The 26,766-nt window shown below is 69.0% G+C and carries 26 protein-coding genes; 17 read left to right on the top strand and 9 right to left on the bottom strand.

The window, feature by feature from the left end:
• Position 1: 1 nt before the first annotated feature.
• Positions 2 to 1,201, top strand: coding sequence for a hypothetical protein (locus CP958_RS11135; RefSeq protein WP_096702022.1), 1,200 nt, complete (start codon positions 2 to 4; stop codon positions 1,199 to 1,201).
• Here the strand turns inward: CP958_RS11135 and moaA are convergent.
• Positions 1,188 to 2,183, bottom strand: coding sequence for a GTP 3',8-cyclase MoaA (gene moaA, locus CP958_RS11130; protein ID WP_096702021.1), 996 nt, complete (start codon positions 2,181 to 2,183; stop codon positions 1,188 to 1,190). The genes CP958_RS11135 and moaA overlap by 14 nt on opposite strands.
• Positions 2,184 to 2,306: 123 nt before the next feature.
• On the opposite strand from moaA, the gene CP958_RS11125 reads away from it, so the two are divergent.
• The 11 genes from CP958_RS11125 to CP958_RS11075 all read left to right on the top strand — a co-directional run bounded on the left by CP958_RS11125 (position 2,307) and on the right by CP958_RS11075 (position 12,151).
• Positions 2,307 to 3,536, top strand: a complete 1,230-nt coding sequence (locus tag CP958_RS11125) for a DUF2478 domain-containing protein (RefSeq protein WP_096702020.1) — start codon at positions 2,307 to 2,309, stop codon at positions 3,534 to 3,536.
• Positions 3,533 to 4,213, top strand: coding sequence for a class I SAM-dependent methyltransferase (locus tag CP958_RS11120; protein WP_096702019.1), 681 nt, complete (start codon positions 3,533 to 3,535; stop codon positions 4,211 to 4,213). Before CP958_RS11125 ends, CP958_RS11120 begins: the two co-directional genes overlap by 4 nt.
• Before the next feature lie 71 nt (positions 4,214 to 4,284).
• The gene (locus tag CP958_RS11115) at positions 4,285 to 4,980 is read left to right on the top strand and encodes a polysaccharide deacetylase family protein (protein ID WP_096702018.1); all 696 of its coding nucleotides are present in this window, start codon (positions 4,285 to 4,287) and stop codon (positions 4,978 to 4,980) included.
• A 13-nt stretch (positions 4,981 to 4,993) separates the two neighbouring features.
• Positions 4,994 to 6,145, top strand: a complete 1,152-nt coding sequence (locus CP958_RS11110; RefSeq protein ID WP_096702017.1) for a glycosyltransferase family 4 protein — start codon at positions 4,994 to 4,996, stop codon at positions 6,143 to 6,145.
• Positions 6,142 to 6,897 (top strand): glycosyltransferase family 2 protein, encoded by a 756-nt coding sequence (locus CP958_RS11105; RefSeq protein ID WP_096702016.1) that lies wholly within the window; start codon positions 6,142 to 6,144, stop codon positions 6,895 to 6,897. Before CP958_RS11110 ends, CP958_RS11105 begins: the two co-directional genes overlap by 4 nt.
• Before the next feature lie 55 nt (positions 6,898 to 6,952).
• Positions 6,953 to 7,234 carry a ribbon-helix-helix protein, CopG family gene (locus tag CP958_RS11100; RefSeq protein ID WP_242442843.1) on the top strand — a complete coding sequence of 94 codons (282 nt, stop codon included), beginning with the start codon at positions 6,953 to 6,955 and terminating at the stop codon, positions 7,232 to 7,234.
• Positions 7,234 to 7,518: a type II toxin-antitoxin system RelE/ParE family toxin gene (locus tag CP958_RS11095; protein WP_096702014.1), complete on the top strand. Its 285-nt coding sequence runs from the start codon at positions 7,234 to 7,236 to the stop codon at positions 7,516 to 7,518. The genes CP958_RS11100 and CP958_RS11095 overlap by 1 nt, the downstream gene beginning before the upstream one ends.
• Before the next feature lie 5 nt (positions 7,519 to 7,523).
• Positions 7,524 to 8,564 carry a glycosyltransferase gene (locus CP958_RS11090; RefSeq protein ID WP_096702013.1) on the top strand — a complete coding sequence of 347 codons (1,041 nt, stop codon included), beginning with the start codon at positions 7,524 to 7,526 and terminating at the stop codon, positions 8,562 to 8,564.
• A gap of 64 nt (positions 8,565 to 8,628) precedes the next feature.
• Entirely contained in the window at positions 8,629 to 9,582 is a 954-nt protein-coding gene (locus CP958_RS11085) for a UDP-glucuronic acid decarboxylase family protein (protein WP_096702012.1), read from the top strand.
• A gap of 13 nt (positions 9,583 to 9,595) precedes the next feature.
• Complete coding sequence (locus CP958_RS11080; protein ID WP_096702011.1) at positions 9,596 to 10,888, top strand: transcription antitermination factor NusB; 1,293 nt, start codon at positions 9,596 to 9,598, stop codon at positions 10,886 to 10,888.
• A 6-nt stretch (positions 10,889 to 10,894) separates the two neighbouring features.
• Positions 10,895 to 12,151 (top strand): glycosyltransferase family 4 protein, encoded by a 1,257-nt coding sequence (locus tag CP958_RS11075; RefSeq protein WP_096702010.1) that lies wholly within the window; start codon positions 10,895 to 10,897, stop codon positions 12,149 to 12,151.
• Positions 12,152 to 12,215: 64 nt separating this feature from the next.
• Here CP958_RS11075 and CP958_RS11070 read toward each other — a convergent pair whose 3' ends face one another.
• Genes CP958_RS11070 through CP958_RS11045 form a run of 7 tightly spaced genes read right to left on the bottom strand, consistent with a single transcriptional unit; the run spans position 12,216 to position 19,422 of the window.
• Positions 12,216 to 13,193 carry a glycosyltransferase family 9 protein gene (locus tag CP958_RS11070; protein ID WP_096702009.1) on the bottom strand — a complete coding sequence of 326 codons (978 nt, stop codon included), beginning with the start codon at positions 13,191 to 13,193 and terminating at the stop codon, positions 12,216 to 12,218.
• Between the two features lie 9 nt (positions 13,194 to 13,202).
• Positions 13,203 to 14,468, bottom strand: coding sequence for a nucleotide sugar dehydrogenase (locus tag CP958_RS11065; protein WP_096702008.1), 1,266 nt, complete (start codon positions 14,466 to 14,468; stop codon positions 13,203 to 13,205).
• A 55-nt stretch (positions 14,469 to 14,523) separates the two neighbouring features.
• Entirely contained in the window at positions 14,524 to 15,669 is a 1,146-nt protein-coding gene (locus tag CP958_RS11060; protein ID WP_170958938.1) for a glycosyltransferase family 1 protein, read from the bottom strand.
• A complete protein-coding gene (locus tag CP958_RS26345; RefSeq protein ID WP_170958937.1) occupies positions 15,666 to 15,806 on the bottom strand; it encodes a hypothetical protein in 141 nt (46 codons plus the stop codon). The genes CP958_RS11060 and CP958_RS26345 overlap by 4 nt, the downstream gene beginning before the upstream one ends.
• Entirely contained in the window at positions 15,803 to 16,942 is a 1,140-nt protein-coding gene (locus CP958_RS11055) for a glycosyltransferase family 1 protein (RefSeq protein WP_242442842.1), read from the bottom strand. The genes CP958_RS26345 and CP958_RS11055 overlap by 4 nt, the downstream gene beginning before the upstream one ends.
• Positions 16,943 to 16,947: 5 nt before the next feature.
• Positions 16,948 to 17,484, bottom strand: a complete 537-nt coding sequence (gmhB, locus tag CP958_RS11050) for a D-glycero-beta-D-manno-heptose 1,7-bisphosphate 7-phosphatase (RefSeq protein WP_096702006.1) — start codon at positions 17,482 to 17,484, stop codon at positions 16,948 to 16,950.
• 21 nt (positions 17,485 to 17,505) lie between these two features.
• On the bottom strand, positions 17,506 to 19,422 hold the full coding sequence (locus CP958_RS11045) for a nucleoside-diphosphate sugar epimerase/dehydratase (protein ID WP_242442841.1): 1,917 nt from the start codon (positions 19,420 to 19,422) through the stop codon (positions 17,506 to 17,508).
• Between the two features lie 153 nt (positions 19,423 to 19,575).
• Here CP958_RS11045 and CP958_RS11040 point away from each other — a divergent pair, with 153 nt between their 5' ends.
• The 5 genes from CP958_RS11040 to CP958_RS11020 are packed head-to-tail and all read left to right on the top strand — an operon-like array spanning position 19,576 to position 24,992.
• Positions 19,576 to 21,384, top strand: a complete 1,809-nt coding sequence (locus CP958_RS11040) for a hypothetical protein (protein ID WP_096702004.1) — start codon at positions 19,576 to 19,578, stop codon at positions 21,382 to 21,384.
• Entirely contained in the window at positions 21,381 to 22,124 is a 744-nt protein-coding gene (locus CP958_RS11035; RefSeq protein ID WP_170958936.1) for an FkbM family methyltransferase, read from the top strand. The genes CP958_RS11040 and CP958_RS11035 overlap by 4 nt, the downstream gene beginning before the upstream one ends.
• Positions 22,121 to 23,029 carry a Gfo/Idh/MocA family oxidoreductase gene (locus tag CP958_RS11030; protein WP_096702002.1) on the top strand — a complete coding sequence of 303 codons (909 nt, stop codon included), beginning with the start codon at positions 22,121 to 22,123 and terminating at the stop codon, positions 23,027 to 23,029. Before CP958_RS11035 ends, CP958_RS11030 begins: the two co-directional genes overlap by 4 nt.
• Complete coding sequence (locus CP958_RS11025) at positions 23,026 to 24,063, top strand: glycosyltransferase family 4 protein (RefSeq protein ID WP_096702001.1); 1,038 nt, start codon at positions 23,026 to 23,028, stop codon at positions 24,061 to 24,063. The genes CP958_RS11030 and CP958_RS11025 overlap by 4 nt, the downstream gene beginning before the upstream one ends.
• The gene (locus tag CP958_RS11020; protein ID WP_096702000.1) at positions 24,060 to 24,992 is read left to right on the top strand and encodes an NAD-dependent epimerase/dehydratase family protein; all 933 of its coding nucleotides are present in this window, start codon (positions 24,060 to 24,062) and stop codon (positions 24,990 to 24,992) included. The genes CP958_RS11025 and CP958_RS11020 overlap by 4 nt, the downstream gene beginning before the upstream one ends.
• Here CP958_RS11020 and asnB read toward each other — a convergent pair whose 3' ends face one another.
• Entirely contained in the window at positions 24,993 to 26,756 is a 1,764-nt protein-coding gene (gene asnB, locus CP958_RS11015; protein WP_096701999.1) for an asparagine synthase (glutamine-hydrolyzing), read from the bottom strand.
• Positions 26,757 to 26,766 lie beyond the last annotated feature (10 nt).

Genomic DNA, 26,766 nt, shown 5'->3' with positions numbered 1-26,766 from the left:
CATGAGCCAGCCCGCAGCCATCAGCAACCGGCGTTTCCTCCTCACCCTGGCGGGCGGGGTGATGGCGCTGCTGGCGCTCGGCGCCCTGTTCAACTTCGCCGTCGACCCCTATGCCAGCTTCCGCTGGGGCGACATCAAGGGCCTCAACGACCAGAAGACGCTGCGGCGCGACGGCGGCCGGGTCAACAAGGCGCTGATCCTGGGCCATACCAGGTTCGACGCGCTGCTCTACGGCACCTCGCGCGGCGAGATGGGCCTCGACCCGCAATCGCCCGCCCTGGGCGGCGCGTTCGCCTTCAACGCCTCGCTGTCCGACACCAATATCGCCGAGCTGGCCCGCGCGGCGGAGTACGCCGCCCGCCACCAATCCCCGGAACTGGTGGTGGTGGGCCTCGACCTGCTGATGTTCGGCGAGCAGGTGTGGACCAGCGGCGATTTCAACCGCTCGGGCTTCGCCGGGGCCTCGCCCTGGCCGGTCTATGCCCGCCGGCTGCTGTCCTTGCAGGCCTTCGACGATTCCGGCTGGGTACTGTTCAGCTCGGTGCGCCACCTGCGCCAGTCCTTCGCCAAGGACGGCACCTACGACATCGGGGCGCGCAAGAAGACCTTCGATCACCGGGCCGAGATGGACGGCGTGCTGCGCGCCCAACTGGCTCCAACCACGTCGGGCAAGACCTATGCCGGCTTCCACTACGCTCCCGAGCGCATGGAGGATTTGAACCGCCTGCTTTCCGCCTTCGATAACGGCAAGACCCGGGTGATGCTGTTCGTCACCCCCGCCCACGCCAAGGTGCTGGAGGCCAAGGCCGCCGCCGGGCTGATGCCGGCCTGGGAGCAGTGGAAACGCGATCTGGCCCTTACCGTCGAGATGGCCAACGTCAACCGGCGCAAGCCGGTGGAACTATGGGATTTCAGCGGCGCCAACCCCATTACCACCGAGGACATCCCCCACTCGCCCGATAACCGCATGCGCTGGTACTGGGACGGCTCGCATTTCACCAAGGCGGCGGGCGACCTGATCCTCGAGCGGATGATCGCGGGCAAGGGCGACGACTCGTTCGGCACCCGCCTCTCCCCGGACACCGTGGAAACGGTGATCGGCCGCATCCGGGACGAGCGTGCCCGCTACGTCGAAACCCACGCGGACGAGGTGGCCCAAGTCCGCGCCCTGGCCGAACGGACCGGCATCAGCCGCCGGTGACGCTCATGTGGCGGCCCACGGCGGGCTTGGCGTCGCGATCGATGATGAAATCGTGGCCCTTGGGCTTCCTGGCGATGGCCTCGGTGATGGCCGCTTCCAGCAACTGGTCGCCCTCGCTGGCCCGCAAGGGGGTGCGCAGATCGGCGGCGTCCTCCTGGCCCAGACACATATACAGCGTGCCGGTGCAGGTCACCCGCACCCGGTTGCAGCTTTCGCAGAAATTATGGGTCATGGGGGTGATGAAGCCGATGCGCCCGCCGGTCTCGGCCACCCGCACATAGCGGGCCGGGCCGCCGGTGCGGTAGTCGATGTCGGAAAGCGTGAAACGGTGCTCCAGGCGCTTACGCACCAGGGACAGCGGCAGGTACTGCTCGGTGCGGTCGGAATGGATGTCGCCCATGGGCATGGTTTCGATGAAGGTGATGTCGAAGCCGTGCTTGCCGCACCATTCCACCAGATGCTCGTGCTCGTCCTCGTTGCCCCCGTCGCCGTCCTTCAGCGCCACGGTGTTGATCTTGACCGCCAGCCCGGCCGCCTTGGCCGCCATGATGCCTTCCAAGACCTGATCCAGCTTGCCCCAGCGGGTGATGGCCTCGAACTTGACCGGGTCCAGGCTGTCCAGCGAGACGTTGAGCCGCCGGACCCCGGCCGCCGCCAGGCCGTCGGCGTGCTTGGCCAGCTGGGTGGCGTTGGTGGTCAGCGTCAGCTCGTCCAGCTCGCCGGACTTGACCAGCCGGCCCAGATTGGTGATCAGGCTCATGATGTTGCGCCGGACCAGGGGCTCGCCGCCGGTGAGGCGCAGCTTGCGCACGCCGGAGCGCACGAAGGCGCCGCACAGCCGCTCCAGCTCCTCCAGCGACAGGATGTCGGCCTTGGGCAGGAAATGCATGTCCTCGGCCATGCAGTAGACGCAGCGCAGATCGCAGCGGTCCGTCACCGACACCCGCAGATAGCTGACCTTGCGTCCAAACGGATCGATCATGACGCATCCTCCATGCCCCTCGGCGGGGGCTTGTTGTAATGATATATATGCTGCACCGGTCAAAAACGAGTCTTGGCGTTGGTCAAGACGCCGGCAAAAGGTACAAAAAACAGGAGCCTCCCCATGATCCCCGGCACGCAACCCAGCCAACCCGCCATCGGCGCGGTCATCTATCCGCCGGGTAAGCCGCCCGAGGCCTTGCTGGCCCAATTCGCCGCCCAACTGGCGGCGCGCGGCTTCCGCCTGGGCGGGCTGCTGCAGGACACGCTGCGCGACGAGACGGGGCGCAAGACCGACATGACGGTGACCGAGATCGACACGGGGCGGAAGCTGTCCATCGGCCAAAGCCTGGGCAAGGCGTCCAAGGCCTGCATCCTGGATTCCCAGGCCCTGGCCGAGGCGTCGGGCGCCGTGCGCCGCGCCATCGAGACCCGCGCCGAGCTGCTGTTCATCAACAAGTTCTCCAAATCCGAGATGGAGGGCGAGGGACTGGCCGGTGACATGCTGTCGGCCGTGGCCGAGGGCGTGCCGGTGCTGACCGCGGTGCCCGGCGTGCTGATCGAGGAATGGACCGCGTTCACCGGCGGCCAGACCGAGCTGATCGCCCCCAGTCTGGCGGCGCTGTGGCGCTGGTGGGGGCCGGGACGGCTTTACGCCGATCTCGCCAACGGGGTCGAGGACACCGCCGTCACGCGGGTGGTGGTCGGGCTCAACTGGACCATGGTGGAGACCGCCGCCGGCATCGGCCTCGCCCAGACGCCGGAACGCGGCACGCCGGGCTGCGCCGCCGCGTCCAACGCCGGCAAGCGAGCCCAGGCCGGGCTCAAGGCCCTGGCCCGACTGGTCCATTCCACCGATCCCTTCGATCAGGCGCTGGGCATGGCCGCCTGCAACGCCCATTACAACCGCTTTGACCTCCAGCTTCCCGGCGGCAACGGCCTGGAAAGCTTTGGGGCCAAGGGTGGCGGCACCGTGGTGGTCGGCGCCTTTCCCGGCATTCACGACCGCCTGCCCGGCGCCAAGGTCATCGACCGCAAGCCGGCCGCCGGCCAGTACCCGGAACAGGCCGCCGAGTGGCTGCTGCCCGCCGCGGAAGCCGCGATCATCACCGCCTCGACGCTGGCCAACCGCTCGGCTCCCGGCCTGCTGCGTCTGGCCCGCTTCGCCCGGGTGGCCCTGGTGGGACCGGGAGCGCCGCTGACCGACCGCCTGTTCACCTATGGAATCGAGGTCAGTTCCGGCCTGATCGCCCAGGACCCGGACGGACTGGCCCGCGTCGTGGCCGAGGGCGGCGGCGCCAAGGACCTCAAACGCCATTGCCGCCAGGCCTCCCTGCGAAAGGCCGCCCCGTGACCAAGGCGATCGATGTCTATTCCGCCGCCCGCACCGAGCGGCCACGGATCAAGAAGAAGCATCTCGCCCAGTTCGACCGCGAATTCCTGCACCTGTCCGGCGCCACGCCCGCCATGAGCGTGCTGGAAATCGGCTGCGGCACCGGCATTTTCCTGCGCTATCTCAAAAAACGCGGCTTCACCGACGTGGTCGGCCTGGACAGCGACACCGGCCTTGCGCCGGTGCTGGACGACCTGGTGGGCTTCGACATCCGGCTGGTGGACGGCCGCGATTATCTGGCCGGCCTGGACGGGCCGCGCTTCGACCGCATCGCCCTGTTCGACGTGGCCGAGCACCTGCCCGAAGCAGCCTTGACCGAGCTGATGCGATCCCTGGCCCGGGTCCTGAGGCCCGGCGGCAAGGTGGTGATGCGCTCGCCCAATTGCGCCTCGCCCTGGGGCCTGAAGATGCAGTTCGACACCTTCGACCACGTCACCCCCATTACCAGGGGACGCATGGAGGAACTGGCGGCCGCCACCGGCTTCGCCTGCCGCGAGGTGATCGGCGGCACACGGGGAACCGGCCTGCGCCGCCTCACCCAGGCGGCGCTGCACTTCGTGCTGGACCGCTGCCTGGCCTATGGCCCCGACATCTGGGACGCCACCATCATCGGGCTGTTCGAAAAGGCCGATTCCTGATACTTCCCAAGCCACAACAAACGGGTGGAAAGCGATTGCGGATTTCCTGGTCACTGGGAGCTTGGCGGCCCATGGTGCGGCAACTGGCCGATCCGTCGGTCGTGGCGATCACCATCGACGACGCCCCCATGCCCGACACCACGCCCGCCCTGCTCGACCTGCTGGACCGCTTCGGGGCCAAGGCCACCTTCTTCATGAGCGGCTGCCGCGCCGTATCGGCCGGCGACCTGATCGCCGAGACGGTGAGGCGCGGCCACGCCGTCTATGCCCATGGCTGGGACCATGTGCGCCTCGACCGCGAGCCCACCACCCGTCTGCTGGACGACATGGAGCGCTGCGAGGCGCTGCTGGCCGTCCACCGCCCGACGCCGGAACCCTATCTGGTCCGCCTGCCCTATAACGGCGGGCGGCGCTCGGCCCGCATCCACCGGGCGCTGGCCCGATGGCGCCCCGGCTGCGCCCTGGTCCATTGGGGTCCCAGCACCGAGGACCACATGACCGCCACCCGCTGCTCCGGACCAGAGGACGTGGAGACCGAGTGCCGCAAGGATGTGGAGCGCCTGCTGGCCGATCCGCGCCTTCCGGGTGGCATCCTCCTGATGCACGACCAGCCCATCAACGAGCGGCCGGGCGCCGAGTTCAAACCCGCCGTCACCATCACCATGCTGCGCCTGCTGCTGGAGGGCCTCGCCGCCCGCCGCCTAGGCTGCGTCACCCTGCCGCCGCCGCCGCCCCAGGCGTGGTGGCGGCGCTTCATCCTGGTCTGAGAGAGGGATTTCCTTGCGCATTCTCCACACCATTCCGGGACGCAATTGGGGCGGCATGGAGCATCGCACCATCGAGCAGGTGCGCTGGCTGAAGGCCCACGGCCACGACGTCTGGCTGGCCTCGCCATCGGATGGCGAATCATACAGGCGCGCCGCCGCCGCCGGCCTGCCGGTGGTGGATTTCGACTTCGACCGCCCGTGGAAGCCGGCCACGGTGCGAAGCCTCCGCAGGCTGCTGATCGAAAAGCGGGTCGAGGTGGTGGATACCCACGTCACCCGCGACGCCAAGGCCGCCGCTGCCTGCCTCGATCTGGTGGCGGTGGTGCGCTCGCGCCACGTCAACCAGCCGCTGAAGGGCGGCATGATCCGCCGGGCGCAATGGCGGCTGGGCGCCGACCACATCATCACCGTGGCCGAATGCACGCGGCAGCAATTGCTGGGCGTCGGGCTGGCCGATGCCGGACGCTCGGTGTCCATCGGCGGCTGGGCGGACGAGCGCTTCTTCGACCTGCCCGATCCGGTCGCCACCCGCGCCAAACTACGCGCGGAGTTGAGCATTCCCGCCGATGCCTTCGCCTGGGTCTGCGTCGGCATGATCCGTCCCGACAAGGGCCAGGACCATCTGCTGGCCGCCCTGGCCCTGCTGCGGGACAAGGGTCTGACGCCCACGCTGACTGTCGTCGGCTCGGCCACCGCCGAATGCGCCGATTACGAGCGCGGCCTGCACGCGCAGTTGAGCCAATCCCGACTGACCGGTCAGGTCAGGTTCACCGGCTACCGCGACGACGTATCGGAACTGATGCAGATGGGCGACGCGGTGGTGATTCCCTCGCTGACCGAGGCCCAGCCCCGCGTCGCCGTCCAGGCCTTCGCGGTGGGCAAGCCGGTGGTGGCCAGCAATGTGGGCGGCGTGCCCGAGATCGTGCTGGATCATCAGACCGGCCTGTTGGTGCCGCCCGCCGACCCGACCCGGCTGGCCGATGCCATGGCCCTGGTGATGACCGACCATGAGGCCACCGCCCGCATGGCCGCCGCCGCCCGTTCCATGGCCGAGAAGGACATGCGCTTCGACAACCGCATGAGCCAGACGCTGGAGGTCTACCGCACGGCGCAAGCCCATGCCCGCAAGCGCCTGCTGCCCCGGTTCCGGGGGGTGGGATCATGAATACGCTGACGGCCCTGGTCGTGGTCTGTAACGAGGAAAAGCGGCTGCCCGCCTGTCTGGACAAGCTGCGCTTCGCCGATAAGGTGGTGGTGGTGCTGGACAAGTGCACCGACGGCACCAAGGACATCGCGCTCGCCTTCGGGGCACACATCGTCGAGGGGCGCTGGGACCTGGAGGGCGACCGCCGCAATACCGGCATCGCCGCCTGCGACACCGACTGGGTGCTGGAGGTGGATGCCGACGAACACGTGCCGCCGGCTTTGGCCGAGGAAATCCGCCGGGTCATCGCCGCCACGCCCTTCGACTGGCACGAGATCCCGGTGGACAATTACATCGGCGACCGGCTGGTCCGGCACGGCTGGGGCGCCAGCTACGGCAAGGCCGCCTATCCCGGCCTGTTCAGGAAGTCCGCCAAGACCTGGGGCCGCGACCGCGTTCATCCCTCGCTGGTCTGGCAGGGCAGGAAAGGCCCCATGCTGGCCAACCGGCTGAACCATTACGTGGACAAGAACATCTCGGACATGATCCGCCGGCTGGATTCCTATTCCACCGCCAAGGCCCGCGACCTGCGTGACCGGGGCGAGACCTGGGGCTCCACCGCGTCCAACATCCGCCGGCTGTTCAGCCGCTTCTTCAAATGCTATGTCCGGCGCGGCGGCTACAGGGAAGGCGGTTACGGCCTGATCATCGCCATCTGCGCCGGGCTCTATCCCCTGCTGTCCCACTTCAAGGCCAAGTACGAGAAGGAATAGCGCCGCCGTCATTCGGCGTGATACTCTGAATGACGCTGCATCCCAGGAGGCCGCCATGACCGAGCCTGTCGCCAAGACCCAGATTTCGCTGCGCGTTCCCGCCGAGCTGGTGGAAGCCTTCGATGCCATCGCCAAGGGCATGGAGCGCGATCGCTCGTGGGTGATGCTGCGCGCCCTGAAGCAATACCTGGAGACCGAGGGTGCCGACGTACTGCGCGAGCTTGAAGGACTGGCCGCGGCTGATCGCGGCGAGATGTTCGACTTCGACGAGGTCATGGCCGAGGCCAAGGAGATCATCCGCCAGGCCGAACAGCGTCACAAACGTAAAGCCTGCTGATGTCGCCGAGGCTCGCTCCCTTCACGGCACAGGCACGGGCCTGGTTCATGGCCGAGATCACCTATCTCGCCGAGCGCAATCCCGCCGCCGCAACCACCGTGATTACCCAGTTCCAGGAGGCGCGCCGGACGCTGGCGAAACATCCCGACATCGCGCGCCCCGGCCCCATCGTTGGCTTGCGTCATTTCGTCGTCGGCCCGTATGTGCTGACCATCCGGCGGAAAGCGGGCTCGGTTGAAATCCTGTCCATCCGCCACGGACGGCAGGCGGACGAAAAGGAATAGCGCCGATGGCCCGCATCGTCATGACCGACGACGGCATCGTCTTCGACGGCGCCACCCTGGAGGAGCGGCCCTTGGGCGGGGCCGAGACCTCGTTCATCGAGATGGCCAACGCGCTTGCCGCGCGCGGCCACGAGGTGCTGGTCTGCAACAAGTGCGAGGCCGAGCGCGTCCACAGGGGCGTCACCTGGCGGCCTTTGTCCCGGGGCGTACCCGAAGGCGCCGACCTCTACATCCCCAATCGCGGCGACAGGCTGATCCGCCTGTGCCCGGAGGCCCGGCGCACCATCTTCTGGATTCACAACCCCGCCGGTTACCTCCTGAAGTGGCGCTATCAATGGAAGCTGGCGCTGCGCCGCCCGGTGATCGTGTTCTCGGGGGCCAGCCACGCCTCCACCTACCCCGGCTGGGCCTTCGCCGGTGGGCGCGAGATCGTGCCCTATGGCCTGACCGACCTGTTCTGCCACGCCACGCCGCGTACCGAGGCGCCAAGGCCCCGCGTGGTGTTCACCTCCAATCCCATGCGGGGCCTGGACTGGTTGCTGGACATCTGGGAGAAGCGCATCCGCCCGGCCGTGCCCAACGCCGAGCTGCACGTCTTCGCCGGCACCGCCACCTACGGCGCGGCGGGCGCCGCCAAGGCCGGCCGCATGGGCCCGGTGCTGGACAAGGCCGCCGCCATGGCCGGCCAGGGCGTGGTGCTGCGCGGCCCCGTCCCCAAGACCCGGCTGGTGGGGGAACTGGCCGAGGCCCGCGCCCTGCTCTATCGCGGCGATATCGGCGAGACCTTCTGCTCGGCGGTGGCCGAGGCCCAGGCCATGGGCGTGCCCGCCGTGCTGGGCGACATCGCCTGCATGAGCGAGCGGGTGATCGGGGACGAGACCGGCTATTGCCTGCGAGGCGACGACGCCTTCGCCGAGGCCGGCATCCGCCTGCTCACCGACGACGACCTGTGGCGACGCATGCATCTGGCCTGTCTGGTCAAACAGCGATCGTGGCGCTGGGATCAGGCGGCGGCCGAGTTCGAGCGCATCGGCCGGTTGGGGTAGCTTGCATTCAGGAAATCTTTGGCCTACGAAGACTTGAGACGCAGAAAGCGGGGGAACGGGTGCCATGAAGTACGATCGCAAGCGGGTTCTGGTCACAGGTGGAGCCGGGTTCCTCGGCTCTCACCTTTGCGAGCGGCTGCTGGCGGAAGGCTGCGACGTGCTGTGCGTCGACAATTTCTTCACCGGCACCAAGGCCAACATCGCGCACCTGCTGGATAATCCCTATTTCGAGATGATGCGCCACGACGTCACCTTCCCCCTTTACGTGGAGGTGGACGAGATCTTCAATCTGGCCTGTCCGGCGTCGCCCATCCACTACCAGCGCGACCCGGTACAGACCACCAAGACCTCAGTACACGGCGCCATCAACATGCTGGGCCTGGCCAAAAGGGTTGGCGCCAAGATCTTCCAGTCCTCCACCTCCGAGGTCTATGGCGATCCGGATGTGCACCCCCAGCCGGAAAGCTATCGCGGCAACGTCAATCCCATCGGCCCGCGCGCCTGCTATGACGAGGGCAAGCGCTGCGCCGAGACGCTGTTCTTCGATTACTGGCGCCAGCACAGCCTGCGCATCAAGGTGGCCCGCATCTTCAACACCTATGGCCCGCGCATGCACCCCGACGACGGCCGGGTGGTATCCAATTTCATCATGCAGGCGCTCCAGGGCCACCCCATCACGCTCTACGGCGATGGCAGCCAGACCCGTTCGTTCTGCTTCGTCGACGACCTGATCGAGGGTTTTATCCGCCTGATGAATACGGCGGACGACATTACCGGCCCGGTCAACCTGGGCAATCCGCGCGAGATGACCATTCGCCAGTTGGCCGAACTGGTGGTCGAGATGACCGGCGCCAAGTCCGAGATCGTCTACAAGCCCCTGCCCGCCGACGACCCCTTGCAAAGGAAGCCCGACATCGCCCAGGCCAAGGCCTTGCTCGACAACTGGGAGCCCAAGGTGGTGCTGGAAGCCGGCCTGGAAAAGACCATCGCCTATTTCAAGGCAAAGATCGCGTGTTGAACCTCGCCCCGTCATGAAGCGCTCCACCGCCGTCGGTCCCCGCGTTATCGCCGTCGATCTGCTGTCCGCCGTGCTCGACAAGGGGCGCCTGCTGGATGAGGTGCTGGACGATCCCCGCCTCGCCAAGCTCGACGAGCGCGACCGCGGCTTTGTCCGCATGCTGCTGGGCACCACGCTGCGGCGCCTGGGCCAGATCGACGCCCTGATCGAACATTGCGTGGAAAAGCCCATGCGGGCCGGTGCCGCCTGGGCCGAGCACGCGCTGCGCCTGGGCATCTGCCAGTTGCTGTTCCTGGACGTGGCACCCCACGCCGCCATCTCCACCACCGTCGATCTGGTCAAGGGCGGCTCGCAGGCCGGCTTCGCCAAACTGCTCAACGCCGTGCTGCGCCGCCTGGACCGCGAGGGCCGCGAGCTGGTCGCCGCCCAGGACGCCCCCCTGCTCAACACGCCGGAATGGCTGTGGCGCTCGTGGTGCCGCGCCTATGGCGAAGAGATCGCCCACGCCATCGCCGCCGCCCACCTGATGGAGGCGCCGGTGGACATCACCGTAGCCGCCGATCCCCGGGGCTGGGCGGAAAAGCTGGAGGCGGAGATTCTGCCCACCGGATCGCTCCGCCGTGCCGCCGGCGGCTCCATCGCCGCCCTGCCCGGCTTCAGCGAAGCGGCATGGTGGATACAGGACGCCGCCGCCGCCCTGCCCGCCCGCCTGCTGGGCGATATCACGGGCAGATCGGTGGCCGATCTGTGTGCCGCGCCGGGCGGCAAGGCGCTGCAACTGGCCGTGGCCGGCGGCAAGGTCACCGCCGTCGATCGCTCGGCCAAACGGCTGGTCCGCCTGACCGAGAACCTCAAGCGCCTGGGATTGTCCGCCAAGGTGGTCGAGGCCGATGCCGGGGCCTGGACCCCGCCCGAGCCGTTCGACGCCATCCTGCTGGACGCGCCGTGCTCGGCCACCGGCACCCTGCGCCGCCATCCCGACGTGGCCCGCCACAAGAACCCGGCCGAGGTGATGAAGCTGGCGGCGGTCCAGGCCCGCCTGCTGCGCGCCGCCATCGCCATGCTGAAGCCCGGCGGAATCCTGGTCTATTGCACCTGTTCCCTGGAGCCGGAGGAAGGCCCTGAGCAGATCGAGGCCCTGCTGGCCGAGGGCGCGCCGATGACCCGCCTGCCCATCCGCGCCGACGAGGTCGGCGGTCTGGCCGAGCTGATCACGCCCGAGGGCGATCTGCGCACCCTGCCCTGCCATCTGGCCGACAAGGGCGGCATGGACGCCTTCTTCGCCTGCCGGCTGCAAAAAGCCTGAGGCGCCATGCGCATCTTGTTCCTGACCGAGAATTATCCGCCCGAGACCAACGCCGCCGCCACGCGGGTGTCCGAGCGCGCCGCCTATTGGGTGCGGGGCGGCCATCAGGTCACCGTGCTGACCTCGGCCCCCAATTTCCCCGGCGGCAAGCTGTTTCCCGGCTGGAGTAACAGCTGGCGGCAGGTGTCGGACATGGGCGGCGTGCGGGTGGTGCGGGTCAAGACCTATATCGCCGCCAATGAGGGCTTCGCCCGCCGCATCCTGGACTTCGTCTCCTTCATGGTCTCGGCCTTCGTCGCCGGCCTGTTCGAACCCCGCCCCGACGTTGTGGTCTCCACCAGCCCGCAATTCTTCGCCGCCGTGGGCGGCTGGGCCCTGGCGGCGGTACGCCGGGTGCCGTTCGTGTTCGAGCTGGGCGATCTGTGGCCGCGCTCCATCACCGCCGTCGGCGTCATGAAGGACAGCATCGTCATCCGCTGGCTGGAGAAGCTGGAACTGTTCCTGTATCGCCGCGCCGCCGCCGTGGTGGCCCTGACCCGGGCCTTCAAGGCCGACCTGACCGGGCGGGGCATCCCCCCGGAGAAGATCGCCGTGGTCATCAACGGCGTCGACCTGCCCCGTTACGCGCCGCGCCCGCGCGATGCGGCGCTGGAGGCGGAATGGGGCCTTGAGGGCTGCTTCGTCATCGGCTATGTGGGCACCCACGGCATGGCCCACGGCCTGATCAACGTGCTGGACGCCGCCCAGCGCCTGACGGATGCGCCCCGCATCCGCTTCCTGCTGGTGGGTGCCGGGGCTGAACGCCAGATGCTCATGGACGAGGCCGTCCGCCGAGGCCTCGCCAACGTCGTGTTCGGCCCGCCCCAGCCCAAGGAGCGCATGCCGGCGGTATGGTCCCTGTGCGACGCCGCCCTGATCCACCTCAAGAACTCCCCCGCCTTCGCCGAGGTCATCCCCTCCAAGATGTTCGAGGCCATGGGCATGGGCCTGCCCCTGCTGCTGGTGGCGCCCCGGGGCGAGGCCTCGCACATCGTCGAGGCCGACCGGGCCGGCCTGTTCGTCCCCGCCGCCGACCCGGACGGTCTGGCGACGGCGGCCCGGCGGCTGGAAAGCGACGGAGAGCTGCGGCGCCGGCTGGCCACGGACAGCCTCGCCGCCGCCGCCCGCCACACCCGCGAGCGTCAGGCCGAGCTGTTCCTCCAGGCCCTGTCCCTGGTGGTGGCCGGCAAAGGCCCGGCCGGAGCCGGAAGCGTCGAGGGATAAGACGGACGACTGTCATCCTGAGGGGGCTCGCGACCGAAGGACCTTTCACCCGAGAGAGGCGCCGTCAGAGGCTGAAAGATCCATCGCTACGCTCAGGATGACATTTCCCCAGCAGACCCGCCGCCGCCCGGGCCACCGCGTCGACCTCCAGGTCCAGCATCATGCAGGCGGTGCTGCGGTGGTCGAAATCGGGGGCGTGGCAGATGTCTTCGAAGCTGCGGGGACCGCGCACCGAGGCCACCTTGGGGCCGCACGGCCCGTAGAACAGCTCGGAACTGGGGCCGAACAGCCCCAGGGTCGGCACCCCGGCGGCGGCGGCCATGTGCATCAGGCCGGAATCATTGCCGATATAAAGGCTGGCGCGGCGCAGGCAAGCCCCGGCCACCGCCAGCGATACCCTTCCCACCAGATCGATGGTCCGCTCCGGCGGCAAGGAATCGATCAGAGCCCGAATGGAATCCCGCTCCCCCGCCGCGCCGAACAGCGCCACCCGGGCGCCGGGCAGCAAGCCATCGGCGGCGGTCAGCCGCCGGGCCAGGACGGCAAAGCGCTCGGCCGGCCATTGCTTGGCGCCCCAATTGGCGGTCGGCCCCAGGGCCAGGACCGGCGAGCCCTCGGGGATCAGGCAGGCGGCCTCGGCCTCGGCCTCGGCCGAGGTCCACAGAACCGGCGCCTGCGGCCCGATGCCCAGCAATTCGCCGAGATGGACGGTCCGGTGCCGGGGCTCCCACGAGGATTTGGCGATGCGCCGCCGAAGGGCCGGCACCACCCAGCCCAGGGCCGAGCCGCGCAGGTCGACCACCAGATGCCAGAAGCTGCCGCAGGTGGCCCGCCACAGGTCGAACCAATGGCCGGCGCGCTTGCGCTTGACCATGGGAATCACCCGCTCGACATTGGGCGCCGCCTCGAACAGCCCGGCGGCGGCGGCACCGCAGGCGACGGTGATCCGACATCCCGGATAGGTCCGGCTCAGCCAGTCCAGCAGCCCGGTGGACAGCACCGCGTCGCCGATCCGGCTGGCCGTGACGAACAGAATGCGCAAGGTCCGGGCCTAAAGCCGCCAGACGCGCAGGCCGTCGGGGATATCCATGCCGCGCCACATGCCCTTGACGTCGGCCACCAGGCCGCCGGGGCGGACCAGGACGGAGAAGCTCTCCTGGCCGAAGCCGAGATAGGGGGTGTGGGGAACGGCGCCGATGATGCAGTCGAAGCCGGACGCGCCGTCCAGGCTGGGCATCAGGGTCTCGCCATATTCGTGCTCGGCCTCGGCGGGATCGGCGAAGGGGTCATGCACCATCACTTCATGGCCCAGGCGCCGTAGCTCGCGGATGACGTCGACCACCTTGCTGTTGCGCAGGTCGGGGACGTTTTCCTTGAAGGTCAGGCCCAGCATCAGGGCCTTGGAGCCCGGCGCCAGCTGGGCGGAAATGCGCTCGGCGATCCAGGGGCCCATGCCGTCGTTGATGCGGCGGCCGGCCAGGATGATCTCGGGGTGATGGCCCTTGTCCAGGGAGCAATGGGCCAGATAGAACGGATCGACGCCGATGCAGTGGCCGCCCACCAGACCGGGCTTGAAGTTGAGGAAGTTCCACTTGGTGGCCGACGCGTCCAGCACGTCGTAGATGGAAATCCCCAGCTTCTCGAAGATCATGGTGATCTCGTTGATGAAGGCGATGTTGATGTCGCGCTGGGAGTTCTCGATCACCTTGGCGGCCTCGGCCACCTTGATGGTGGCGGCCCGGAACACGCCGCCGGTAGTCACAGCGCCGTAGACCTCGGCCAGCAGGTCGGTGACCTGGGGAGTCTCGCCCGCCACCACCTTGGTGATGCGGTCGACGGTGTGCTCGCGGTCGCCGGGATTGATACGCTCGGGGCTGTAGCCCAGGAAGAAATCCGTGCCGCGCTTCAGGCCCGAGATCCGCTCCAGCTCGGGGCCGCAGATATCCTCGGTCACGCCGGGATAGACGGTGCTTTCGAACACCACCACCGCGCCCTTGGCCATGGCCTTGCCCACCGTGCCGCAGGCGCTGAGGACCGGGCGCAGGTCGGGCTGGTTGGCGTCGTCCACCGGCGTCGGCACGGTGACGATGTAAAGGTCGGCGCCCCGGATGTCGTCGGTCGAGGCCGAAAGCTTCAGGGTGCTGGCCCGCAGCCGCGCCGTCTCCACCTCTTCGGTGCGGTCGTAGCCGCGATGCAGCTCGGCGATCCGCTCCCTGGAGATGTCAAAGCCGGTGGTGTGGAAACGCCGCGCCAGCGCCACCGCCAGGGGCAGGCCCACATATCCGAGACCGATGACGACGATTTTCTTGCTGCTCATAATGGTATAGCCAAATGCTGTCGATGAGGTGGTTTAGCCCGGTTCAACGCCTTTGTCACGACTCCAGGGGCCGGGAACGGCCGGCGACCTCGCCCAGGATGTCCAGCATGCGGTCCACATGGCTGTCCCAGGTGAAGAATTCCAGCACGCGGGCGCGCCCCCGGGCGGCCAGGCCGGCCCGCAGCTCCGGGTCGCGGTCCAGCAGGGTCAGGCAGGCCACCAGGGAGGCCACCGAGCCGGGCTGGAAATAAAGGGCGGCATCGCCGCAGACCTCGCGGTTGACCGGGGTATCGGCGGCCACCACCGGCAGGCCGCAGCCCATGGCCTCGACCATGGGATGGCCGAAGGTCTCGGAAATGGAAGGAAAGACGAAGACGTCGTTGCCCCGGTACAAATCGGGCAGGCCGTCATAGGGCTGCCGGCCCAGGGTGATGTGGCCCTTGGCCAGGGCCTCGGCCATCATCAGCCGGTCGAACAGCCCGCCCTTGAAATTGCGGGTCTCGTCCATGTTCATGGTGATGGTGGCGTGCACGGTATCGCCGGCGGCGGTCATCTGGTCCACCGCCCGGCAGATGATCTCGGGCTGCTTGTGCGGATAATAGACCGAGACATAGATCAGCCGCAGGCAGCCGTCGGCCCGCCACGGCCGCTGGGCCTTGGGCGAGGGGGCGAAGCTGTCGCTCTTGGTGCCGTAGGAATTGACCAGGATCTTGCCGGCCAGATCGGGCGCCCAGTGCAGCAGCAGGTCGCGCATGACCGCCGTCGGCGTAACCACCCGGTCGCTGTGGCGGGCCGAGGCCAGGATCAGCTGCCGGCGTACGGCACGCTGCAGGGCGGCGACCACCCCCTGGTTGGGCGTGCAATTGGCCAGATAGAAGGGATCGAACAGGTCGCCCTCGCACACCAGCAGAACCTGGGGCACCGGGCTGCGCAGCAGGCCGAAATTGGCCGACGAGAACAGCACGTCGGGCCGGATGCGTTCCACCGTGCGGCGCCACATGGTCTGTTCCCACAAGAAGCGGGCGATGGGGCCGAGATCGCTGGCCCAATGGCGCCACAGCCCCTTGCATTCATGGGGAAAGCGCGACGACACGGCGATGGTGGCGTCGACCTCGCGCTCGGCCAGGGACAGGGCGAGGTTGCGGGTATAGGTGACGATGCCGCCGATCCGGGCCGAAATGGCGTTGACCAGAATTCTCATGCCCGCTCCCCAACACAGAAATCCACCGCCTGCCGGAGCCCGGCCATGTCGGCCTCGAAATCCCACTGGACGATGCGGCGCGGCAGCGGGGCCTGAAACGGCACGGGATGGCTGACCAGATGGAGCGGCCGGATCACGACGCCCCCTTCGCCGCCGCGCGCAGCAGCACCTGGGCGGTCTGGCGGCCGGTCTCCGCCCAGGAATAGCTGGTGGCCCGGGCCATGGCCCGGGCCGCCAGCTGGTCGCGCAGGGCGGCATCGTCCAGCAGGCTCAGGATGGTGGCGGCCATGGCGCCCTCGTCCAGGGGGTCCACATAGAGGACGGCGTCGCCGGCCACCTCGGGCATGGCGGCGCTGTTGGAACAGACGACGGGGGCGCCGCAGGCCATGGCCTCCACCAGGGGATTGCCGAAGGTCTCCACCGTCGAGGGAAAGACGAAGGCGGTGCAGCGACGGTAAAGGCCGAGCAGTTCGGCGGGCGTCTGGCCGCCCAGGAAGGTCACCGACTCGGTGACGCCGCATTCCCGGGCCAGCTGCAGCAGCTCGCCGTGATACTCGGCGTCCACCAGCCGCCCGGCGATCACCAGCCGCGTGGCGGGATGGGTGCGGACGACCGTGGCCATGGCTCGAATCAGGGTGTGGAGGTTCTTTTGCACATAGACGTCGGACACCACCAGCAGTTCGTCGGGCCGGCGCGGAACGGCGGGCTCGGCCGGCGTGAAGCGGGCGTCGACGCCGTGATGGATGATGGTGGTCTTGCCCCGGAACACCGCCGGCATGCCGAAACTGAGGACGCGGCGGGCATAGTCGGACACGGCGATGGCCGAGCGGCAGCCCACCAGCGAGGCCAAGGTCGCCACCGCCAGACCGGCCCAATAGGCCCATTTGGACAGGCGCCGCTCGCGCCGGACCACCGCCAGGGAGTTTCTCAGCACGATCACCGGATTGGGTGCCAGCAGCGGGCCGTAATTGGCCAGGGAGAAGGTGACGTCGGCCCCCATCTCGCGCGCCAGGATGGGCAGGGCCAGCTGCTCCCAGATCATGAGGCGGAGAAAGCTGTTGCGGTATTCCAGCAGGTGGATGCGGACCCCTTCCGGCGGCACCCCGAACAGTTCAAACTGGTCGGCATGCAGGAAGAGATGCAGCTCCAGACCCGGTTCCGCCGCCAGATGGGGCAGGATATTGCGCAGATAGGTGACGCCGCCGCCGGTCTTGGCGTGCAGGGCGTTGATGATCACCCGGACCCGGCCCGATGGATTGTTCCGGCGCGCCATGATCACTAGACCAGCGTCTCGATCACCTTGACCGCCTGGGCAAGGTCGTCGACCACGTAATCGGCCTTGGTGCCCCCGGCATGCTTGGCGCCATGGCCGGTGCGCACCAGGAAGGAGACGGCGCCGACGCCGTGGCCCAGCTCCACATCCACCTCCTTGTCACCGATCATAAAGGCCCGCGCCGGGTCGAAATGATGGTCGGCCACCGCCTGCTCGACCATGCCGGGCAGGGGCTTGCGGCAGGTGCAGTCGTCGTCGGGGCCGTGGGGGCAGACATAGATGCCGTCGATGGCCGCGCCTTCCGATTCCAGCAGCGCGAACAGGCGGGTGTGGATCTCCTCCAGCCGGGCCAGATCGAAATAGCCGCGCGCGATCCCCGACTGGTTGGTCACCACCACCACCCCCAGGTCCAAGCGGTTCAGCCGCCGGATGGCGGCGCCGACGCCGGGATAAAGCTCCAACTGGTCCGGGTCGGACAGATAGTGCTTTTCCACGTTGATGGTGCCGTCACGGTCGATCAGCACGAAGCGCCGGGAAGTCATGGCATTTCCTTTGCAACCGGGTCAGGCCTTGGGGGCCGCCGCGTATTCGGGCACCAGCCCGCGCAGGCCGGCGACGATGGAGTCCACGTCGTGGGCGCGGCAGGCCCGGTCCAGCCGGTCGATGGCCAGGGCCAGATCGGCGGCATCGGCGGCGCGCGGCTCGGCCACCAGGATGCCCGGCAGTTCGGTGGTCACCGTCGGTTCCGAGCCGTGGAACAGCTCCTCGAACAGCTTTTCGCCGGGACGCAGGCCGGTAAAGGCGATCTTGACGTCCACATCGGGCCGCAGACCGGCCAGACGGATCATCTGGCGGGCCAGATGGACGATCTTCACCGGTTCGCCCATGTCGAGGACGAAGATCTTGCCGCGATAGGCCGGGTGGCCGATGCCGAAGGCCGAGGCCTGCAGCACCAGCTCCACCGCTTCCCTGACCGTCATGAAATAGCGGGTCATCTCGGGATGGGTGACGGTCAGCGGCCCGCCCTCGGCCAGTTGCCGCTGGAACAGGGGCACCACCGAGCCGGTGGAGCCCAGCACGTTGCCGAAGCGCACGGTGACGAAGCGGGTGCCGTCGGTATCGCGCTCGGCCAGGTCCAGGGATTGGGCGTACATCTCGGCCACCCGCTTGGAGGCGCCCATGATGTTGGTGGGATTGACCGCCTTGTCCGTGGAAATCTGCACCATCAGCGCCACCTTGTTGGCGCGGCAGGCATCGGCCACCAGACGGGTGCCGACGCAATTGGTGAAGACGCCCTCGTCGGGATTGTATTCGACCATGGGCACATGCTTGAGGGCGGCGGCGTGGAAGACCAGATCGGGCCGGTAGCGCGCCATGGCGCCGTTGACCCGCACCGGATCGCGCACGTCACCCAGCAGCGGCACCAGTTCCAGCCCGGGCTGACGCAGGGCGATTTCCTGGTCAATGGCGTAGAGATTGAATTCGCAGGCGTCGAACAGCACCAGACCGGCCGGGCTGAAATCGCTGATCTGGCGCACCAGCTCGCTGCCGATGCTGCCGCCGGCGCCGGTGACCAGCACCCGCCGGCCCTTGATCATGGCCTCCATGGCCTGACGGTCCAGCACCGCCTGGGGCCGCCCCAGCAGGTCCTCCACCGCGATGGGGCGCATGGTGACGCGCTCCTCGACCCCGTCCTTCAGCTCCATCAGGCGCGGAATGCGGGCCAGGGTCATGCCCAGGCGGTCGGCCTCGTCCAGCAGCTGGCGGACCTCGGCGCCGTCCAGGCGGTGATCGGTGATGACCAGACGCTGGGGCTGCTGCCCCTTGGCCTTCAATGCCGCCACCACCTCGGCCAGTTCATCGACAGATCCCAGCACGTCGATACCGTGGATATGGCGCCCGACCCGCCCCCCGCGCGAGCCCAGCAGGCCTACCGCCCGGTATTCGGCATCGGGCGAGCGGGCGGCGCGCAGAAACAGCTCGGCCTCGTCGCCGGCGCCCACCAGCAGCACCGGCACGCGGGAATGGTCGGTGGCGGCGCGCTTGCGGTTCTGGTGATGGTCCTTGAACATCCTGTAGATGAAGCGCGGCCCGCCCAACAACGCCAGCAGCACAAACCAGTTGATCAGCAGCACCGAGCGCGGCAGGACTTGTAACCGGGTGGTGAGGAACAGTAACAGCAGGAAGATCAGGATAGTCAGCGTTGCCGCCCGCGTCAGAGCCAACAGGTCGTTGACCGAAGCATAGCGCCAAATACCACGATACAGACGCTGGGAGACAAAGACCGGCGCCGCGACCAGGATGAAGAGGGCCGTAGCCAGCCCCAGGTCTAGCCGGTCCCACCAGGTCCATACATCGTCACCCAGCCGGAGATACAGCGAAATGACGAACGACAGCGCCGCCACCAAGATATCGTGGGCGAAGGCGAGATGGGCGCGCGTCAGCGGCGGCAGTGTCATGGACCCCTTCTTCCTCGGCATGGCCGGTCTCCCAGGCGCCGAGTATCCCTGATTAAGGGAGAGCGACAAGGCGGTCAAGAGCGACGCGGGAATGGCGCCTTCCCGTTCCGCCCTGGACTTACCCCTGGGGCTTAGATATTACCTGCCGCACCACTGTCTCGGAGGCCGGGTTCCATGAGTGTCACCAGCCAGCTTGGCGCATCCCTCCACCAGCTGGCCCAGACCTCGGTCCAACCCCTGGCCGTTATGGCCGCAATCACTACAATCATCGGCCTGACCCTGGCCGGGCGCATCCTGGTGCGCCGCGCCGACCCGGCCTCTTCCTTCGCCATGGGCATGGGCGGTTTCGTCCTGCTTTCCACCATGATCGGCTTGGCTGGCTGGGACGTGCGTCTGGGCCTGATCCCGCCGATGGCCGCTGCCGCCTGGATCCTGTCCCGACCTGACCGCTTCGCCGGCTGGGGCCGCGGACCCCTGCTGGTCTTGGCCACCATCCTGCCACTGCTACTGCTGCTGTCCGACCGACAGGGCTCGGAATGGGATGAGTTCAGCCACTGGCTCCACGCGTTCCGCTATCTGGCCGTCTGGCATGTCCTGCCCGGTGGAGCACAGGCACCTGCCATGGACTCCTGCTGCGCCGCCTATCCCTACGGCTGGCCGCTGGTAGGCATGGCGGCCATGAGCCTGTCGGGCTTCTCCGAAGCCATCCCAGCCCTGCTCAACATCCTGCTGCTGGCCCTGTTCGCGGTGCTGCTGCTGGACCTGGCCCTGGACGGGCGCCCCGCCGACTTTGGCGCCGCCGCCATGGCCGTGCTGGCGGCGACCATCGCCTCGCCCACCTTCGTGCATAAGTTGGCCTTCTCCGCCTATGCCGATGTGGCCACCGCCTTTCTCGCCGCCATGCTGGCGGTCATGGGCGAGCGCATCGCCACCGGCGAGACCGATACCGCCCCCTGGCGCCGGGCGGTGGGCTTCGGCCTCGCCGCCGCCGCCCTGCTGGCGGTCAAGCCCGGCAACGCGGCACTGTTCGGCTGTGTGCTGGGCGGCGCCGCTCTGGTGGCGCTGCGCCATCTGGGCTGGCGCGGCGTCCTACGCGTCCAGTTGCTGCCCATGGTGTTGCTGCCCCTACTGGGCTCGGTCCTGTGGCGCTGGCATGTGGGCAAGTATCTGTCGGGCCAGGAGATGGTGATCCTGGACTCTGCCCACTGGCATGTGGCCCAGATTCCCCTAATCCTGAAGGGCATGGCCGATGTGGCCGTCAACAAGGGTGGGCATTTCGGCCTGGGTCTGGTCATGGTGGTGCTGGGCCTGCGTGGGCTGGCCCGCGATGCCGGCCGGGTGGACCGGCTTTGCGCCCTGGCCGGACTGGCCTTCCTCGGCTACAATCTGTTCCTGCTGATCACCTATGTAGTGGTGTTCGGCGAGTACGAGGCCCTGCACGTGGCCTCGTACTGGCGCTACAACACCCATCTCGGCCTGATCATCATGTTGCCCGCCGCCATCTATGCCGGCCGGCTGGCGGCGCGGCTCCAGGGCACCAAAGCCGCCAATGCCTTGGGAATCCTGGCCGTTCTCCTGGTCCTGGCCGGACCGGGCCTGATGGCGGGCCAGATCCGCTTCGACGCCGATCCCATGAAGGTGTTCCTGCGCCAGGCCCTGCGCCAGGCCGGCACCGCCATGCCGCCGGGCGAGACCGCCGTGGTGGTCGATCCCTCGGGCAGCGGCCTGACCGGCGTCTTCGCCACCTATGAATGGTCGGGCCGGGTCAGGTCCAAGGGCTATTTCTCCGCCTTCAACGCCGAGCCGCCGCTGACGTGGCTGGCGCGCCAGAACGTCAACTGGGCCTTCGTCGCCTCGGGCCAGGACCGCATGGGGCTGGAGCCTGCCACCGCCGCCCTGCTGTTGCACCGCGACGGATTATCCTGGACCGTGGTGGAGCAGTTCCCCTATCCCGGCGGCAAGGTTCCCGAACGATGGCCATGACCCGGTTCCCGCTCCGATACACCTGGCTGCGCCGCCTGGGCCGCCTGGACTGGATTGCCTTCGGGCTGCGCGACCGGATCGTGCGCCGGCTGGCCGGACCGGATACCGTCTTTCTCGATATCGGCGCCAATGTGGGCCACCACAGCCTGTTCATGGCCGCCCATGCCCGGCAGGTCCATGCCTTCGAGCCCTGGACGGTGGCGGCCGATGCCATCCGGCGCAAGATCGCCCTCAACGGCACCGCCAACATCACCGCCCATCCCGTCGGCCTGTCCGACCACGCCCATGACGCGGTCTATTACGCGCCCACCCTAGCCAATCAGGGCACCGGCAGCTTCGTCGCCGGCCACAGCCACGGCAATCAGGCCGCCGGGCCTCTGCCCCTGGTCCAGGGCGATGCCTATCTGGCCGAGCGGGCGATCACCGGCATCAGCGTCATCAAGATCGACGCCGAGGGCTTCGAGCCCATGATCCTGAAGGGATTGTCCCGGACCCTGTGCCGCGACCGGCCCGTCGTCGTCTTCGAAATGTCGGCCAGCTCGGGCCGGACCCTGGAGGGCGAGAAAGACGTCGCCGCCCGGCTGCTGGCCCTGTTCAGTGAGGACTGGGAGCTGCGCATTCTGGGCGGCGGCGCCGACCGCTACCGGCTGGAGCCGTTCCGGCCGGCCTTCGACGGCCACGATATCGTCGCCATCCCGCGCGAGCTGGTTTCCAAACTGCCGGCGGCGGGGAGATTATGAGCCGGGAGCTGCGCCTGGGGCTGGTGGGGCTGGGCCGCTGGGGCCGGGTGCTGGCCGCCAATGTGGCCGATCTGCCCGGTGTGACCCTGGCCGCCATCGCCACCGGCAAGACCGAGGCGCCGGTGCCCCGATGCCTTCTTCGCCCGCACTGGCGCGATCTGCTGGAGCTGGGGCTGGACGGGCTGCTGATCGCCTCGCCGCCGGCCAGCCACGCCGCCATCGCCCGGGCCGCCCTGGCACGGGGCATGGCCCTGTTCGTGGAAAAGCCGCTGACCCTGGACGCCGCCGAGGCCGCGGCGCTGGCCGAAGCCGCCGAGGATGCCGACGGGCTGGTGATGGTCGACCACATCCATCTGTTCAGCCCCGCCTTCCGCACCCTGAAGGCCCTGGCCGGCCCCATCCGACGCATGGAGGGCCGGGCGGGCAATCACGGCCCCTATCGCCAGGATGCCGGGGTATTGTGGGATTGGGGACCGCACGACGTGGCCATGATGATCGACCTCATGGACACGGCGCCCGACCAGGCCAAGGCCGAAATGGTCGAACGCCGGGCCATGGGTGACGGAATCGGCGAGACCATCCGCCTCGACCTGGGCTTCGGCGCGGCGGAGGGAAGCGCCACCCTCAGCACCCTGACCGACAAATGCCGATCCCTGACCGTGGAATGCGCCGACGGCACCCTTCTGGTCTATGACGACGTGGGGCCGGTCCGCCTGAGCCGCCGCCCGCCCGGAGGCGAGGCCGAGCCGGTGGAGTGCGGCCCGGAGCGGCCGCTGCAGGTGGCCTTGGGCGAATTCGCCCAGGCCATCCGCACCGGCTCGCGCGAGCGGTCGGGCCTGCGTCTGGGGCGGCAGGTGGTGGAGGTTCTGGGCCGGTGTCAATCTTCCCTGGGAGGAGCGCCATGACGGCTTTCGCGACGGATGCCGTTGCCGCCTGGGCCGGCGCCTGGCCGCCGGGGCTGGTGGCCCTGGGGCTGGCCGTGCTGCTGACCCGTCAGGTCATCCCCTACCTCCTGCGCCGCCAGATGCTGGATCGGCCCAACGAGCGTTCCAGCCATACCCGGCCCACCCCCAGGGGCGGCGGGCTGGCGGTGGCCCCGGCCGCCCTGCTGGGCTGGGCCTTGGCCCTGGCCGCGTCGCCGCCGGGAGAGCTGCGCCCGGCCCTGATCGCCATGGCATTGGGCGGCGTGGCCCTGATGCTGCTGGGCTGGGCCGACGATCGCCATTCCCTGCCGGCGGGACCGCGCTTCGCCGCCCACGGCCTCGCCGTCGCCGTCGCCATGGCCCTGCTGCCCGGCGATGCCCTGGTGTTCGGCGGGCTGCTGCCGGGCTGGGCCGACCGGCTGGTGACAGGATTGGGCTGGCTGTGGTTCGCCAATCTCTACAATTTCATGGACGGGATCGACGGCATTTCCGGGGTGGAGACCGCCTGCCTGGGCCTGGGCGCCGCCCTGGTCGCCACCCTGGCCGGAGCTTTCGGCCTGATCCCCTTCGGCCTCGCCCTGGCCGGGGCGGGCGCCGGCTTCCTGGTGTGGAACTGGCATCCGGCCAAGATCTTCCTGGGCGATGTGGGCAGCGTGCCCCTGGGCTTCCTGGCGGGAGGGCTGCTGATCGCCCTAGCCCTGTCCGGCCAGCTGGCGGCGGCGCTGATCCTGCCCGCCTATTACCTGGCCGACGCCACCATCACCCTGACCCGCCGCGCCCTGGCCGGCGAGAAGGTCTGGCAGGCCCACCGCAAGCATTTCTACCAACGTGCCGTCCAGGGCGGACGCAGCCATGCCCAGGTCAGTCTGGCCGTGCTGGCCGCCGGTCTGGCCCTGACCGGAGCCGCCCTGCTGGCCGCCGCCGGGCGGATGGGACCGGGCCTCGCCCTGGCCGGTCTGGTCACCATTGCCATCCTGGGGCTGTTCGCCCATTGGGCCAAGGGGAAGAGTCCATGAAGGTCCTGGTCACCGGTGCCTCGGGCTTCGTCGGCCCCGCCGCCTGCCGCGCCCTGATCGCCGCCGGTCATCGGGTGGCGGCCGCCGTGCGCCGGCCGGAAAGTGCCCCCGCCGGCACCGAGGCCCGCCCGATCGGCGATCTCGGCCCCGAATGCGACTGGAGCGCCGCCCTGGCCGGAATGGACTCCGTGGTGCATCTGGCGGCGCGCGCCCATGTGATGAACGACCGGGCCAGCGATCCCCTGGCGCTGTTTCGCCACATCAACCGCGACGGCACCATCCGGCTGGCCGAACAGGCCGCCGCCGCCGGCATCTCGCGCTTCGTCTTCGTCAGCACCATCAAGGTCAACGGCGAGGCCACCTTCGACCGGCCCTTTCGCCCCGACGATTGCCCGGCGCCCCAGGACCCCTACGGCATCGCCAAGGCCGAGGCCGAGGCCGCCCTGGCCGCCATCGCCGCCCGCACCGGCATGGAATACGTGGTGGTGCGGCCGCCACTGATGCACGGCCCCGGCGCCAAGGGCAACCTCGCCACCCTGCTGCGGGTGCTGGGACGAGGCATTCCCCTGCCCCTGGGCGCCATCCGCAACCGCCGCCACCTGCTGGGCATCGACAATCTGGGCCATCTGCTGGCCCTGTGCCTCGGCCATCCCGACGCCGCCGGGCGGGTGTTGCTGGCCTGCGACGGCGAGGCGGTCTCCACTCCCGAGCTGCTGCGCCGCCTGGGTGACGCCCTGGGGCGGCCCGCCCGCCTGCTGCCGGTGCCGCCGTCCTGGCTGCGCGCCGCCGCCGCCCTGCTGGGCAGGGGCGCCGCCGTCGACCGCCTGACCCAGTCCCTGGAGGTGGACGATTCCATCACGCGCCAGACCCTGGGCTGGACGCCGCCGCTGAGTCTCGACGCGGGTTTAAGGCTGATGGCCGGGAGATAGTTAAAAGAAGTGGCTGTCCACCTGCCGCGCCCAGCCGCGCAGGCCGCGTCCGCCGCCGATCCAGTCGGCCACCGGAATGCCAAAGCCGGTCTTGGGCCGGTCAAGGATGGTGGGCAGCAGGCCCGGCCTGGGTGAAAGCGCCATGTGGCGCTTGCCCGGCGGATTGGCCCCGGCCATGGCCGGCAGCAGGGCGCGATAGAGATCCACATCCACCAGCGGCACGCGGATTTCCAGGGAATGGGCCATGCCGGCCCAGTCGGAATCCCGCAGCAGCTGATTGCGCATGTAGCCGCCGGCCTCCAGGGCGCCGACCCTGATCCGGTCGCTCCGCAGGTCCTCGACCATGGCGGCGAGGTGGCTCCGGGCCGCCAGATCGCGCCAGCCCTCGCGGACCAGATCGGCGTCCAGGACCCGGGGCAGCTCCCACGGCATGAACAGGCCCCGGCGCAGCAGATAGGCGTCGCCGAACGAGGTGCCCAGCTCCAGCAGACCGGCCAGCTTGGGCGAGGCGAAGCGCCCGATCCAGGCGGAGGTCGCCAGACGGAAGCCCTTGCCGAGAAAGGGCACGCAGCCCAGGGGCCGCAAGGCCCGGACCAGACGCGGAATCTGGTGGAAACTGTCATAGCCGCCGAACAGCTCGTCACCGCCCAGGCCCGACAGGGCCACCTTCAGGCCGCGGCCCGCCGCCGCACGCGACACGAACCAGGTATTGACGCCATCGACCGAAGGCTGGTCCATGGCCGCCAGCACCTGCTCGCGGCTGGCGGCGAAATCCTGGGCCGAAACCCGGGCGGTAACATGGTCGGCGCCATAGAGGCGGGCGACGGTCTCGGCCAGGGGCGTCTCGTCCCCAGGGGTGCCGGCGAATTCGTCGAAGCCCAGGGTCACGGTCTTGAGCGGGTTCGGCGTCAGTTCCGCCGCCAGACCGGCCAGGGTGGTGGAATCCAGCCCCCCCGACAGGAACACCCCCAGGGGAACGTCGGCGATCAGATGCGCCCGCATGCTGTCGAGTAGGGTCTCGCGCAGGCTTTCGGCGGTCCAGGACGGCGCCGGCGCCGCTTCCGCCTCGACCAGCATGGTCCTCAGGCTGTTGAAGTCGTGCTCGGCCCGGCTGCCGTCGGCCCCCACCCACAGCGCCCGGCCGGCGGGCAGGGCGGTGATGGCGGCCCAGGCGGTGAAGGGCTCGGCCACATGGCCCCACAGCAGGAACGACACCCGCCCGGCGGGCGAGGGCGATGCCGGCACCGCGCCGCCGGCCAGCAGGGCACGGCATTGGGACGCCACCCGCAGGCAGCGGCCGTCATCGGCCAGATACAGCGGCTTGATGCCCAGCGGATCGCGGGCCAGCAGCAGGCCCTGGCGGTTCTCGTCCCAGATGGCCAGAGCGAACATGCCGCGCAGCCGGCCCAGCATGGCGATGCCGTCGCGGCGGTAAAGGGCCAGCACCACCTCGGTATCCGAGTGGGAGCAAAAGCGCTCGCCCCGCTGGGTCAATTCGTCGCGCAGCTGGCGGTAATTATAGATCTCGCCGTTGAAGACGATGCGGGTCCGGCCGTCCTCGCTGGCCATGGGCTGCAGGCCGGCGTCGGACACGTCGATGATGGACAGGCGGCGATGGGCCAGCCCGACCCGGTCGTCCTGACCCATCCAGGTGCCGGCACCATCGGGGCCGCGCCGGACCATGGCGTCGCGCACCCGGTCCAGTTCGGCCCGGTCGACGGGGGGCGAGCCCCGATAGGCGAGGAAGGCGGCCAGACCGCACATGATGGGAACA

Origin of the sequence: Magnetospirillum sp. 15-1 (assembly GCF_900184795.1) — a bacterium.
Lineage (GTDB): Bacteria > Pseudomonadota > Alphaproteobacteria > Rhodospirillales > Magnetospirillaceae > Phaeospirillum.
Note: the sequence above shows the minus strand (reverse complement) of the source record. Positions and strands in the feature narration are given on the sequence as shown.

Excerpts from the sequence above, each read along its gene's own strand:
- CP958_RS11135 (WP_096702022.1), top strand. The coding sequence starts at position 2 with ATGAGCCAGCCCGCAGCCATCAGCAACCGGCGTTTCCTCCTCACCCTG.
- moaA (WP_096702021.1), bottom strand. The coding sequence starts at position 2,183 with ATGATCGATCCGTTTGGACGCAAGGTCAGCTATCTGCGGGTGTCGGTG.
- CP958_RS11125 (WP_096702020.1), top strand. The coding sequence starts at position 2,307 with ATGATCCCCGGCACGCAACCCAGCCAACCCGCCATCGGCGCGGTCATC.
- CP958_RS11115 (WP_096702018.1), top strand. The coding sequence starts at position 4,285 with ATGGTGCGGCAACTGGCCGATCCGTCGGTCGTGGCGATCACCATCGAC.
- CP958_RS11105 (WP_096702016.1), top strand. The coding sequence starts at position 6,142 with ATGAATACGCTGACGGCCCTGGTCGTGGTCTGTAACGAGGAAAAGCGG.
- CP958_RS11100 (WP_242442843.1), top strand. The coding sequence starts at position 6,953 with ATGACCGAGCCTGTCGCCAAGACCCAGATTTCGCTGCGCGTTCCCGCC.
- CP958_RS11095 (WP_096702014.1), top strand. The coding sequence starts at position 7,234 with ATGTCGCCGAGGCTCGCTCCCTTCACGGCACAGGCACGGGCCTGGTTC.
- CP958_RS11090 (WP_096702013.1), top strand. The coding sequence starts at position 7,524 with ATGGCCCGCATCGTCATGACCGACGACGGCATCGTCTTCGACGGCGCC.
- CP958_RS11085 (WP_096702012.1), top strand. The coding sequence starts at position 8,629 with ATGAAGTACGATCGCAAGCGGGTTCTGGTCACAGGTGGAGCCGGGTTC.
- CP958_RS11080 (WP_096702011.1), top strand. The coding sequence starts at position 9,596 with ATGAAGCGCTCCACCGCCGTCGGTCCCCGCGTTATCGCCGTCGATCTG.
- CP958_RS11075 (WP_096702010.1), top strand. The coding sequence starts at position 10,895 with ATGCGCATCTTGTTCCTGACCGAGAATTATCCGCCCGAGACCAACGCC.
- CP958_RS11065 (WP_096702008.1), bottom strand. The coding sequence starts at position 14,468 with ATGAGCAGCAAGAAAATCGTCGTCATCGGTCTCGGATATGTGGGCCTG.
- CP958_RS11060 (WP_170958938.1), bottom strand. The coding sequence starts at position 15,669 with ATGAGAATTCTGGTCAACGCCATTTCGGCCCGGATCGGCGGCATCGTC.
- CP958_RS11055 (WP_242442842.1), bottom strand. The coding sequence starts at position 16,942 with ATGGCGCGCCGGAACAATCCATCGGGCCGGGTCCGGGTGATCATCAAC.
- gmhB (WP_096702006.1), bottom strand. The coding sequence starts at position 17,484 with ATGACTTCCCGGCGCTTCGTGCTGATCGACCGTGACGGCACCATCAAC.
- CP958_RS11045 (WP_242442841.1), bottom strand. The coding sequence starts at position 19,422 with ATGCCGAGGAAGAAGGGGTCCATGACACTGCCGCCGCTGACGCGCGCC.
- CP958_RS11040 (WP_096702004.1), top strand. The coding sequence starts at position 19,576 with ATGAGTGTCACCAGCCAGCTTGGCGCATCCCTCCACCAGCTGGCCCAG.
- CP958_RS11035 (WP_170958936.1), top strand. The coding sequence starts at position 21,381 with ATGACCCGGTTCCCGCTCCGATACACCTGGCTGCGCCGCCTGGGCCGC.
- CP958_RS11030 (WP_096702002.1), top strand. The coding sequence starts at position 22,121 with ATGAGCCGGGAGCTGCGCCTGGGGCTGGTGGGGCTGGGCCGCTGGGGC.
- CP958_RS11025 (WP_096702001.1), top strand. The coding sequence starts at position 23,026 with ATGACGGCTTTCGCGACGGATGCCGTTGCCGCCTGGGCCGGCGCCTGG.
- CP958_RS11020 (WP_096702000.1), top strand. The coding sequence starts at position 24,060 with ATGAAGGTCCTGGTCACCGGTGCCTCGGGCTTCGTCGGCCCCGCCGCC.
- asnB (WP_096701999.1), bottom strand. The coding sequence starts at position 26,756 with ATGTGCGGTCTGGCCGCCTTCCTCGCCTATCGGGGCTCGCCCCCCGTC.